The sequence below is a fragment of the Nonomuraea deserti genome, assembly GCF_004348685.1.
Lineage (GTDB): Bacteria > Actinomycetota > Actinomycetes > Streptosporangiales > Streptosporangiaceae > Nonomuraea > Nonomuraea deserti.
Genome location: NZ_SMKO01000133.1, coordinates 16,280 through 27,377, shown reverse-complemented (window position 1 = coordinate 27,377; position 11,098 = coordinate 16,280). Strand labels below are relative to the sequence as shown.

10 protein-coding genes are annotated in these 11,098 nt (G+C 71.7%); 9 read left to right on the top strand and 1 reads right to left on the bottom strand.

Going from position 1 to position 11,098, the window contains the following annotated elements:
* The first annotated feature begins 54 nt into the window (after positions 1 to 54).
* Entirely contained in the window at positions 55 to 1,722 is a 1,668-nt protein-coding gene (locus tag E1292_RS34615; RefSeq protein WP_220447208.1) for a glycoside hydrolase family 183 protein, read from the top strand.
* 197 nt (positions 1,723 to 1,919) lie between these two features.
* Complete coding sequence (locus E1292_RS34610; RefSeq protein WP_132601038.1) at positions 1,920 to 3,041, top strand: serine hydrolase domain-containing protein; 1,122 nt, start codon at positions 1,920 to 1,922, stop codon at positions 3,039 to 3,041.
* Positions 3,042 to 3,076: 35 nt separating this feature from the next.
* On the opposite strand, the gene E1292_RS34605 is transcribed toward E1292_RS34610, so the two are convergent.
* Positions 3,077 to 4,102, bottom strand: a complete 1,026-nt coding sequence (locus E1292_RS34605) for an aminotransferase class V-fold PLP-dependent enzyme (RefSeq protein ID WP_132601035.1) — start codon at positions 4,100 to 4,102, stop codon at positions 3,077 to 3,079.
* A 120-nt stretch (positions 4,103 to 4,222) separates the two neighbouring features.
* Between E1292_RS34605 and E1292_RS34600 the strand changes: the two genes are divergently transcribed.
* From E1292_RS34600 to E1292_RS34570, 7 genes are all read left to right on the top strand, one after another.
* Entirely contained in the window at positions 4,223 to 4,957 is a 735-nt protein-coding gene (locus E1292_RS34600) for a GntR family transcriptional regulator (protein WP_132601032.1), read from the top strand.
* A gap of 113 nt (positions 4,958 to 5,070) precedes the next feature.
* Entirely contained in the window at positions 5,071 to 6,201 is a 1,131-nt protein-coding gene (solA, locus tag E1292_RS34595; RefSeq protein WP_132601029.1) for an N-methyl-L-tryptophan oxidase, read from the top strand.
* On the top strand, positions 6,198 to 7,250 hold the full coding sequence (locus E1292_RS34590; protein WP_132601025.1) for an ABC transporter substrate-binding protein: 1,053 nt from the start codon (positions 6,198 to 6,200) through the stop codon (positions 7,248 to 7,250). Before solA ends, E1292_RS34590 begins: the two co-directional genes overlap by 4 nt.
* Positions 7,247 to 8,290 carry an ABC transporter substrate-binding protein gene (locus E1292_RS34585; protein ID WP_132601022.1) on the top strand — a complete coding sequence of 348 codons (1,044 nt, stop codon included), beginning with the start codon at positions 7,247 to 7,249 and terminating at the stop codon, positions 8,288 to 8,290. Before E1292_RS34590 ends, E1292_RS34585 begins: the two co-directional genes overlap by 4 nt.
* On the top strand, positions 8,287 to 9,411 hold the full coding sequence (locus E1292_RS34580; protein WP_132601019.1) for an ABC transporter ATP-binding protein: 1,125 nt from the start codon (positions 8,287 to 8,289) through the stop codon (positions 9,409 to 9,411). The genes E1292_RS34585 and E1292_RS34580 overlap by 4 nt, the downstream gene beginning before the upstream one ends.
* Positions 9,408 to 10,292: an ABC transporter permease gene (locus tag E1292_RS34575; protein ID WP_165974888.1), complete on the top strand. Its 885-nt coding sequence runs from the start codon at positions 9,408 to 9,410 to the stop codon at positions 10,290 to 10,292. Before E1292_RS34580 ends, E1292_RS34575 begins: the two co-directional genes overlap by 4 nt.
* Entirely contained in the window at positions 10,289 to 11,095 is an 807-nt protein-coding gene (locus tag E1292_RS34570; protein ID WP_132601013.1) for an ABC transporter permease, read from the top strand. The genes E1292_RS34575 and E1292_RS34570 overlap by 4 nt, the downstream gene beginning before the upstream one ends.
* Positions 11,096 to 11,098 lie beyond the last annotated feature (3 nt).

The window sequence follows — 11,098 nt, the reverse complement described above, 5'->3', positions numbered from 1 at the left end:
CTCCCACCCTCATCGGCCCCCTGACCAAGGGGTGCCGCACCGCCAGGAGAAGCCATGTATTCGATCGTCCGACGAGGCCTGGGCGCAGGACTGGCCACCCTGCTCCTGGCGGCGACCGCCGTGGCCCAGGACAGCACCCCCGCGGCGGCCGAGGCGCCGCCGCCCAGCTCGTTCTTCTCGACGGTGCGGATCGACTCCGGCGCCACGGTCGGGGCGCCCGCCGTCGGCGACAACCGCAACCACGGCGACCTGTGGCCGTCGTGCTGGTCCGACGACGACAACGTCTACACCGCGTACGGCGACGGCATCGGCTTCGGCGGCGCCATGAGCGACATCGGCGTGGCCAGGATCTCCGGCATGCCGGGGAACCTCACCGGCGCCCAGCTGCCGGTCGGCGACGACGTCGGCCAGGTGTGGACTCCGGGACACACGCGCAAACCGACCGGCATGGCCTGCGTGGACGGCACCCTCTACCTGGCCGTTCAGGACCTGGCCTTCGACTTCAACGACGCGCCCGCCGCCACCGTCGCCAGGTCGACCGACCACGGCAGGACGTGGACGTGGGACAGGACGGGGGCGATGTTCCGCGACGGCCTGTTCACCACCATCATGTTCCTCGACTACGGCAAGGCGTACGCCGACGCGCCCGACGACCACGTCTACGCCTACGGGCTCGACCACAACTGGCGCGACTCGTTCAACGACCGGGTGCCCGATCCCGTGGACGTGTGGCTGGCCCGCGTGCCGAAGGACGCGGTGCAGGACCGGAACGCCTGGGAGTTCGTCAGCGGCTTCACCGACTCCGGCACGCCCACCTGGTCGAAGGAGCTCGGTGACCGCGTCGCCGTGCTGCACGACGACCGGCACCTCTACCAGGACGTCTACACCGCGGGACGGGCCAGGAACCTCACCGTGATCAGCCAGGGCGGCGTGGTCTACAACAAGCCGCTCGACCGCTACCTGTACACGTCGTGGACGGAGTACACGTTCGAGTTCTACGAGTCGCCCACGCCGTGGGGCCCGTGGCGGCACTTCACCGGCAAGGACTTCGGCGGCTACCCGTGGACGCGCACCAAGCACGGCGGCTACGCCACGACCATCCCGTCGAAGTACATCAGCGCCGACGGCAGGTCGATGTGGCTGCAGTCGAACGTCTGCCCGTGCGGCGGCGGCTACCCGGAGGGCGAGCACTGGGCGTACACCTTCTCGCTGCGCCGGATGCATCTGGAACCGCACGTGGACACCACCCCGGGCAACGCGCCCGACGCCGGCCGCAACCTCGCGAGGGAGCAGGGCACCGTGGGCGTCGAAAGGGCCACGCACTTCGGCGACACCGCGTACTACAACGACGGCGACAGGACCCGCAGCGAGGACGACTGGAACGACGAGCGCAAGGGCGCCAGCTGGTGGGGATACACCTGGCCGCGCGAGTACACGATGGACAAGGCCGTCTTCACCAGCGGGAAGATGTTCGGCGACGGCGGCTGGTTCGGCGCCGATCTCAGGGTGCAGGTGCGCAAGGACCACGCATGGACGGACGTGAGCGGGCTGCGGATCACGCCGGGCTATCCGTACGACCACACGGCGGGGCCCAGCCGCACGTACGAGCTGGCTTTCGACGCGACCGGCGGTGACGGGGTGCGGATCATCGGCGTCCCCGGCGGCACCCGGACGTTCACCTCGATCGCCGAGCTGGAGGTGTACCACACGGGCGGCACGTGAACGCGCGGCCGCGTCAGCTGATCTGTTCCGAGGAGCCCGCCCTGCGAGCCGGGGGGCGGGCTCCTCGCCGTTCCGGAGCAGCCGGGGAGCCGGGGAACCGGGGAAACGGTGGGGAAACAGCGGCCGGGCTAGAACAACGATCACATCACCGGCGTGCGGGCGCCTCCCGCCCCGCCCGGACAGAAAGGACTTCGGTCATGAAACGTGCGATCGTGGCGAGGGTCGCCGGCCTGGCGTGCGCCGTGCTGACACTGGGCCCCGCCGTGTCTCCCGCCGCCGCGTCGGCGGTCGACCGGCCCCGGTTCGGGGACGTGCAGCGGGCCCTGAGCGCCCTGGCCGGGACCGACGAGGTGGTGGGCGCTCTCGGGGAGCTGTACGTCGACGGCAGGCGGGTGGGCAGGGGGTCGGCGGGCTCCCGCCTGCTGGACGGCAAGGGCGGGACGGTTCCCAGCAGCGCCCGCTACCGCATCGGATCGCAGACCAAGCTGATGGTCGCCACGGTCGTGATGCAGCTGGTCGAAGAGGGCAGGCTGGGCGTGGACGACAAGCTCGCCGACGTGCTGCCGGAGACGGCGGAGCAGGATCTGGTCGAGCTGGCCGACGAGATCACCGTCCGGCAGCTGATCGACCACACCTCCGGCGTCCCCAACTATTTCGCCTCCGGGAAGATCGACCCCTTCGACTTCACGACCTATGTCAAGCCCGCCGATCTGGTGAAGCTCGCGCGCGGCGTGGCCAGGGAGCAGGAGCCGGGCGAGAAGGCCTCCTACTCCAACACCAACTACATCCTGCTCGGCATGATCGTGGAGAGGCTGACCGGCCACACCCTGGCCGACGAGCTCGACCGGCGGTTGTTCACCCCGCTCGGGATGCGCCGCACCTACCTGCCGACCAAGCCCTCCGAGGGCATCAAGGGCCCGCACAACCACGGCTACCACCCCGACGAGCAGGGCGAACTCCACGATGTGGACCGGATCAACGCCAGCCATCTGTGGGCGGCCGGCGGAGTCGTCTCCACGGCGGAGGAGGTCAGCGACTTCCATCGCGCGTACGCACGGGGCAAGCTGCTGCCGCCCGGCCTCCAGGAGGCGATCGAAGGGCCGAAGAGCGGCGGCCCGCCGGACGGTGAACGCCTCTGCGGGGGGACGGTCAACCTGCGTGAGGTCGTGGGAGGCGCGCCCGGTTTCTACACGCCCACCTACGTGTCGGCCGACGGCCGCCTGCAGTACGCCGTGTCCGTCACGCTGACCCTGCAGAGCGAGACGGTGCGGCCCATGGTCAACAAGGCGGCGGAAGCGGTGCTCTGCCCCGGGAGGTGACCCGGACCATCGCCGGCCGGCTCGGCCCGCTCGGATCAGGCCAGCGCGTCGAGCGCGCGGTCGACGTCGTCGGCGGTGGTGTAGACGTGGAAACTGGCGCGTACCTTCCCGGCCCGTACGGCCGCGCGGATGCCGGCCCCCTTCAGCCGCTCGCCCGGGGCGTCCACGGAGACGATGGCCGTGTCGGACGGCTCGAGGCCCAGCCCGGCCCTGAAGCGGTTGGCGAGCGCCACGTCGTGGTCGTGGATCCGCTGCACGCCGAGCTCGTTCAGCAGCTCGATGGCGGGGGCCGCGCCGACGTACGAGAACCAGGCGGGAGACAGGTCGAACGCGCGGGCGTCGGGAGCCAGGCGCAGCGGCGGGCCGTAGTAGGAGCCGCCCTCGTCGGCCCCGGCGTACCAGCCGGCGGCCAGGGGCCGCATGCGATCGCGCAGGCGGGGTGACAGGTAGCCGAAGGCGGCGCCGCGCGGCGCCATCAGCCACTTGTACGCGGCGCAGGCCAGCGCGTCGATGCCGGAGACGTCCACCGGCAGCCAGCCGCAGGCCTGCGACGCGTCGGCGAAGACGAGCGCGTCGCAGGCCCTGGCGGCGGCCACGATGTCCGCGAGCGGCGCGACCTGGCCGGTGGCGGACTGGACGAGGCTGAAGGCGACGGCGCTGGTGGAGCCGTCGATCGCGTCGGCGAGCCGGTCGGCGGGGACGGTCTCAACCCGGGCGGCCACCGCCCAGGGGAACAGGTTGCTGGTGAACTCGGTCTCGGGCACGACCACGCGCGCGCCCGGCGGCAGGGCTGTGGCGACCGTGGACATGATCTGGGAGACGGTGGAGCTGACCGACACGTCGGCGACAGGGGCGCCGATGAGGCGGGCGAAGGCCGCGCGCGACCGGGCGACGGAGGCGTCCCAGGGCGCCCAGTCGCTGCTGCCGTGCCGCCAGTCGGTCAGCACGGCCTGGAGCTCGTCGGCGGCGCGCCGCGGCGGCAGGCCGTAGGAGGCGGTGTTGAGCCAGCCGGGATCGGCGTCCCAGAGTTCGCCGGCCGTGGCGATGAGATCAGCGTCCATGAGCTCAGCGTAGGCCGTGGCCCATCTGGGGAGACGGCTGCCTCCTCACCACGATAGAGGCTGATAAGTTATATCAAATCTCCTATTGACATAACTAAACGCTACAACGAGTATTTTGGCATGTCAGAACGTGACCTCCTGCTCCATGTGCAGATCCGCAGGGCGTTGGAGGCGCGTATCCGTAGCGGCCACTGGGGCCCGGGCACCCGGATCCCCACCGAGGTCGAGCTCTGCAAGGAGTTCGAGGTCTCGCGCATCACCGTGCAGCGGGCCCTTCGCGACCTCGCCGACGCGGGGCTGATCGTGCGCTTCCGCAAGCGCGGCAGCTTCGTCGCCCAGGCCGTCGGCCGCCACAACCTGCTCCGCTTCACCGGCCTGCTGATCCAGGGGCCGGAGACGCACGGCGACCACAAGGTCGTCTCGGCGCGGGTGATGCCCGCGCGGTCGGCGCGGCTGCGGCTGCCCGGCGTGCCGGACGAGGAGGCGGTCGTCCAGATGGAGCGCCACAAGATGGACACGGCCGGCCAGATGATCAACACCGAGCTGCACGTGTTGCCGTTCCGGCTGGCGCCCGACCTGCTCGACCAGCCCCTGGAGCCCCTCACCACGCACGTGTACCTGCGCGACCGCGGGATCGAACTGGCGCGGGCCAGGATGTACGTGGAGCCGTGCGTCCTCGGCCGCGCCGAGGCGGCGGCGTTCGGCCTGCCCGCGGGCACGCCCGCGTTCCGCTGGACGCGTGAGACCTGGACCAGGCAGGGCGAGATCGCGGAGATCGTGGAGATGATCGTCCCGCCCCGGTCCGAGCGCTTCTACGTGGAGACAGACCTGACCGGCTCCTCCGACCACAGCTGAATCATCCCCTGACAGGACCGGCGGCGACAGGACCGCGCCGGGCCCGGTTCTCGCCATGCCGGAACCCTCCAGAAAACCGTCATACCCCCGAAATCCCCCGAAGGAGCGGAGCCATGACCTCAGTCGCCGTCGTCGGTACCGGCACCGTCGGCTCGATGGCCCTGTGGCGGCTGGCCGAGCGCGGCATCCACGCCGTCGGCTTCGACGCCTACGCCCCCGGCCACGACCGCGGGGCAGCCGGAGGCGAGTCGCGCATCTTCCGCACGGCCTACAAGGAAGGCCCCCGCTACGTGCCGCTGCTGCGCGAGGCCCGCGGCCTGTGGGCCGAACTGGAGCGGGCGGCGGGACGCCGCCTGCTCGCCCCGGTCGGCGGCGTCACGGCGGGCCCCCGCGAACACCCCGAAGTGCGCGCGGTGCTGGACGCCGCCCGCGCCCACGACCTGCCCGTCGAGGTCCTGACAGGCGAGGACGCGCGGCGGCGGGTGCCCGAACACCCCTTGCGCGACGGCGAGGTCATGGTCGTCGACCACGACGCCGGCTACCTGCGCCCCGAGCCCGCCGTCGGGGCCGCGGCCGCCGCCGCCGAGCGGGCGGGCGCGCGCGTCGCCCGCTACACGCCCGTACGCGAACTGCGCGAGGACGCCACCGGCGTCACCGTCCTGGCCGAGGACGGCGAACACCGCTTCACCCACGCGGTGCTGGCCCCCGGCCCGTGGGCGGCGGCGAGCGGCTTGCTGCCCGAACCGCTCGCCCGCGCCCTGACCACCAAGGCCATCACCTCGACCTGGTTCCCGCGCCGGGACGAGAGCCTGTTCGACCCCGGGCGGTGCCCGATCGCCATCCGCGTCGGCGAGCCCGCCTACTCGTGTTTCCCCGCGGTGGACGGCGCGGGCGTCAAGATCAACCTGCACGTTCCCTGGCGGGAGATCGCCTCGCCCGCCGCGCTGGCCCGCAGCGTGCCCGTCGCCTACGTCAAGCAGGTCGCGCGCGCGGTCGCCGAGACGCTGCCGGGGCTGGACCCCGATCCGGTGCGGGTGGCGACGTACTGCGACGCCTTCACCCCCGACGGGCACGGCCTGCTCGGCAGGCACGGCCGCACCGTGCTCGCCGCGGCCTTCAGCGGGCACGGGTTCAAGCTCGCCCCCGTCCTCGGCGACATCGTCGCCGACCTGGTCGAGACCGGCGCGACCGCGCGCGACATCGGCCACCTAGCCCCGAACCGCACCCTGCGGAGGTCGCCATGACACCCAGACCGCTGACCGCCGGGCTCCTCGCCGGAGCCCTCGCCCTCACCTCCTGCGGCGCGCCCACGCCGTCCGCCGCCCCTGACACGCTGGTCATCGCCGGGTACGGCGGGTCGTACGAGGAAGCGTTCAAGCAGTCGGTCATCCCCGGCTTCGAGAAGGCCTGCTCGTGCAAGGTCACCTACATCGCCGGCAGCTCCACCGACACCGTCGCCAAGCTCAAGGCGCAGCAGGCCGCGCCGCAGATCGACGTCGCGCTCATCGACGACGGCGTGCAGAACCAGGCGGTCGAGGCGGGCCTGCTCGCCGAGCTCGACCCGAAGACGGTCACGAACCTGCCCAAGGTGATCGACATCGCCCGCCTGCCCGGCGACGTCGGCGTCGGCTTCTCCCTCAACGCCACCGGCCTGGCCTACAACACCGACTACTACGCCAAGAACGGCCTGCCCGCCCCCAAACGGCTCGCCGACCTGGCGGACCCCAAGCTCAAGGGCAAGCTCGTCATGCCGTCCATCACCCAGACGTACGGCCTGGGCGCCCTGCTCATGGCGGCCAAGGTCGGCGGCGGCTCCGAACAGGACATCGACCCCGGCTTCGCGGGCGTGAAGAAGGTGGCCGCCAACGCCGTCACGTTCGACACCACCGCCGACGTCTCCAACTACTTCCTCCAAGGCCAGGCCGTCGCCACCGTGTGGGGCAACTCGCGGGTGCAGACGCTGGCCAAGAAGGGTTTCCCGATCAAGTTCGTCTACCCGGAGGAGGGCGCGCTGCCGCTGATCGCCACCGTCAACGTGGTGAACAAGGCGCCGCACGCCGACCTGGCGCAGAAGTTCGTCAACACGCTGCTGGAGCCGTCGGCGCAGCAGGCCATGGCCGCCTCCAACTTCAACGGCCCGGCCGTCGAGGGCGTCACGCTCGACCCCGCGCTCGCCGGGAAGGTCGTCGGCCAGGAACGCGCCGCCGACCTGCGCACGCTCGACTGGGGGACGATCAACAAAAATCGCTCCGCGTGGACGGACCGCTGGAACAAGGAGATCGAGACCTCATGACCAGGCTGCTCGCCGCGGCGCTGGCCCTCGTCGGGCTCGCGGCCTGCGCCCCGCCCACCCCCACCGCGCAGGCCGGCAAGCTCGTCGTGGCCGGATACGGAGGCTCGTACCAGGAGGCCTTCGAACAGGCCGTGCTGCCCGGCTTCGAGAAGTCCTGCGGCTGCGAGGTCACCTACATCGCCGGCAGCTCCACCGACACCGTCGCCAAGCTCAAGGCGCAGAAGGACGCGCCGCAGATCGACGTGGCCCTCATCGACGACGGGCCGCAGGCCCAGGCGGCCGAGGCCGGGCTGCTGGCCGGGCTCGACCCGGTTAAGGTCACCCGCCTGGACAAGGTGGAAAAGGTCGCCAGGCTAGCCGGAGACGTCGGGGTCGGCTTCGCGCTGACCGCGACCGGGCTCGCCTACAACCGCGACTGGTACGCCGAGAACGGCCTGCCCGCTCCGAAACGGCTCGCCGACCTGGCGAACCCGAAGCTCAAGGGCAAGGTCGTGCTGCCGTCGATCAGCAACACGTACGGCGTGGGCGCGCTGATGCTGGCGGCCCGCGCGGCCGGCGGATCCGAGCGGGACATCGACCCGGGTTTCGCGGGCGTGAAGAAGGTGGCCGCCAACGCGTTCACGTTCGACACCACCGCCGACGTGTCCAACTACTTCCTCCAGGGGCAGGCCGTCGCCTCCGTCTGGGGCGGGTCGCGCGTGGAGACGCTGGCGGACAAGGACTTCCCGATCGCGTTCGTGTACCCCGAGGCCGGCGCCATCCCGCTGCTGGCCACCGCGAACGTGGTGAACAAGGCGCCGCACCCAGACCTTGCGCAGCAGTTCGTCAACGCCCTGTTGCAACCCGGCATCCAGCGCGAGCTGGCCGCCGAGGGCTACGACGGGCCGACGGTCACCGACGCCCGGCTCGACCCGGCGGTGGCCGAGCGGGTGGTCGGCCCTGAGCAGGCGGCCGAGATGAAGCCGCTGGACTGGACCGTCGTCAACGGCGCGCGGTCCGCCTGGACGGACCGGTGGACGAAGGAGGTCGAACGGTCGTGAGGACCCGCACCACCCGGCAGGAGGCTGAACGGTCAGTGAGCACGAGCACCACCGGGACGCCCGCGGGCCCGGCCGCGCGGCGCGGGCGCCTGCGCCTGGACGGCGTGCGCAAGGTGCTGGGCGGCAAGGAGGTCGTCTCCGCGGTCGACCTGGAGACGGAGCCGGGCGAGTTCCTGACCCTGCTCGGGCCCTCCGGCTGCGGCAAGACCACCACGCTCAACATGGTGGCCGGGCATCTCGGCGCCGACGGCGGCGTGATCGAGGTGGACGGCACGGACGTCACCGGCACCCCGCCGCACCGCCGCTCGATGGGCATGGTCTTCCAGTCGTACGCGCTGTTCCCGCACATGACGATCGCCGACAACGTGGCGTTCGGCCTGCGCATGCGGAAGGTGCCGGCGGCCGAGCGCAGGCGCCAGGTCGAGGAGGTGCTGGAGATGGTCGGCCTGGACGGCATGGCCGGCCGGCACCCGCGCCAGCTGTCCGGCGGGCAGCAGCAGCGCGCCGCACTGGCCAGGGCCCTGGTCATCCAGCCCGACCTGCTGCTGCTCGACGAGCCGTTCTCCAACCTCGACGCGCAGTTGCGGGTGCGGCTGCGCGAGGAGGTCGTCGCGCTGCAGCGGCGCATCGGCACCACCACCATCCTCGTCACCCACGACCAGGAGGAGGCGCTGGCGGTCTCCGACCGGATCGCGGTCATGGCCGACGGCGTCATCCACCAGCTCGACCGGCCGCGGGAGATCTATCTGAGGCCGGCCACGGACTTCGTGGCGCAGTTCATCGGCGAGGTCAACGCCCTCGACGGCACCGCCACGGGTGGCGGCGCCTGCGAGGTGGCGGGCGCGAGGGTCGGCGCCACCGCCGTGGGCGACCCTCCGGCCCAGGGCGCCGGCGTGCGCGTCTACGTGCGGCCCGAGGTCGTGCGGATCCAGGCGGACGGCGACGGGCTCAGGGGCACCGTGCGGGAGACCCGCTTCCTCGGCTCGCGCATCCGGTGCGTCGTCGCCACCGGGGCGGGCGAGGTGACGGCGGCACTGCCGTTCGACGCGCAGGTGCCCGCGATGGGCGAGGAGGTGACCTGCGCATGGCGGCCGTCGGACGCCTCGATGGCGGTGCGGTGAGCGCGCCCGATGGACAGGGCGACGGGCCGGTGAGCGGGCGGGGGAGCAGCCCTCCCTGGCGCACGGGCCTGCTGCTCGCGCTGCCCGCCGTCGTCATCTTCGCGCTGCTGTTCGTGGCGCCGCTGTTCACGCTGGTGGCCAACAGCTTCAGGACGCAGACGGGCGCGTTCACCTTCGGCAACTACGTACGTTTCCTCGGCGACCCGTTCTACCGGGACGTGCTGTGGAACACCCTCAAGGTCGCCGCCCTGACCACGGCCGGCTGCCTGGTCATCGGCTACCCGTTCGCCCTCTACATGCGCGGCCGGTCCCCGCGGGTGCGCAACTGGCTGGCGTTGCTGCTGCTGTCGCCGCTGCTGATCAGCATGGTCATCCGCGCGTACGGCTGGCTCGTGGTGCTCGGGCCGAACGGCCCGGTCGCGGCCGTGCTGACGTGGTTCGGGATCGCCCCGCCGCAGCTGCTCTACAACGACACGGCCGTGCTCATCGGCATGGTCCACGTGATGCTGGCGTACATGGTGCTGCCGCTGATGGGCAGCCTCGACCGGATCGACCCGACGCTCGTGCCCGCGGCCAAGGGGCTGGGCGCGCCCGGCTGGACCTGCTTCTGGCGGATCACGCTGCCGCTGTCCGCCCCCGGCATGCTGGCCGGAGCCATGATCGTGTTCAGCCTGACCGCGTCCAGCTTCGTCACCCCCGCGATCCTCGGCGGCCCGAAGGTGAAGCTCATGCCGTACTTCGTCTACACGCAGGCCACGACCACGCTCGACTGGCCGTACGCGGCCGCGATCGGGTTCGTCCTCGTCGTCGTGACGACCGGGCTGCTGCTCGGCTACTCCCGGCTGCTGCGCAGGGGCCACGGGGAGGTGGTGTTCGGATGACCCGGCTCACCCGCGTGCTCGGCACCGGCTTCGCCGTCCTCGTCGGGCTGTTCCTGATCGCGCCCGTCGTGGTCACCGTGGCCTCCTCGCTCACGACCACGTCGTACGTGACGTTCCCGCCGAAGGGGATCACGCTGCGCTGGTACGCGGAGGTGTTCGGCAAGCCGGAGTTCCTGTCGTCGTTCGTGCTCAGCGCCGGGGTGGCGCTGGCCGCGGCGGCGATCTCCGCCGTGGTGGGGCTGGCAGGCGGGCTGGCCATCCACCGCTACCGCTTCCCCGGGCGCGGCGCGCTGGAGGCGGTGCTGTCCAGCGCGTTCGCGGTGCCCACGATCGTGCTCGGCATCGGACTGCTGCAGTGGTTCGCGCAGATGGGGCTGGCGTCGAGCCCGTTCACGCTGCTGCTGGCCCACCTGGTGCTGACCGTGCCGTACGCGGTGCGGCTCGTCCTCGCCGGGCTCGCCGGGCTGGACCGGTCGGCGGAGAAGGCCGCCGCCGGGCTGGGCGCGCCGCCGTTCCTGGTGTTCTGGCACGTGACGCTGCCCGCCGTGCGCGGCGCCCTGATCGGGGGCGCGTTCTTCGCGTTCATCACCTCCTTCGACGATCTCACCGTGGCGCTGTTCGTGGTCACCACCGACCTGCAGACGCTCCCCGTGCGGATCTTCAACTACATGCAGTACGACTACGACCCGACGGTCACCGCCATCGGCACGCTGATGGTGTTGTTCGCCGTGGTCGCGGTCGTCGTCATCGAACGTTTCGTCGGCGTGGCCAGGCTGTTCGGCGCCGACACCGACCACAAGTGACAG

What these genes read in the sequence shown, in the direction of transcription:
- E1292_RS34600 (WP_132601032.1), top strand. Translation starts at nt 4,223, where the DNA reads ATGTCAGAACGTGACCTCCTGCTCCATGTGCAGATCCGCAGGGCGTTG.
- E1292_RS34585 (WP_132601022.1), top strand. Translation starts at nt 7,247, where the DNA reads ATGACCAGGCTGCTCGCCGCGGCGCTGGCCCTCGTCGGGCTCGCGGCC.
- E1292_RS34615 (WP_220447208.1), top strand. Translation starts at nt 55, where the DNA reads ATGTATTCGATCGTCCGACGAGGCCTGGGCGCAGGACTGGCCACCCTG.
- E1292_RS34570 (WP_132601013.1), top strand. Translation starts at nt 10,289, where the DNA reads ATGACCCGGCTCACCCGCGTGCTCGGCACCGGCTTCGCCGTCCTCGTC.
- E1292_RS34605 (WP_132601035.1), bottom strand. Translation starts at nt 4,102, where the DNA reads ATGGACGCTGATCTCATCGCCACGGCCGGCGAACTCTGGGACGCCGAT.
- E1292_RS34610 (WP_132601038.1), top strand. Translation starts at nt 1,920, where the DNA reads ATGAAACGTGCGATCGTGGCGAGGGTCGCCGGCCTGGCGTGCGCCGTG.
- E1292_RS34590 (WP_132601025.1), top strand. Translation starts at nt 6,198, where the DNA reads ATGACACCCAGACCGCTGACCGCCGGGCTCCTCGCCGGAGCCCTCGCC.
- solA (WP_132601029.1), top strand. Translation starts at nt 5,071, where the DNA reads ATGACCTCAGTCGCCGTCGTCGGTACCGGCACCGTCGGCTCGATGGCC.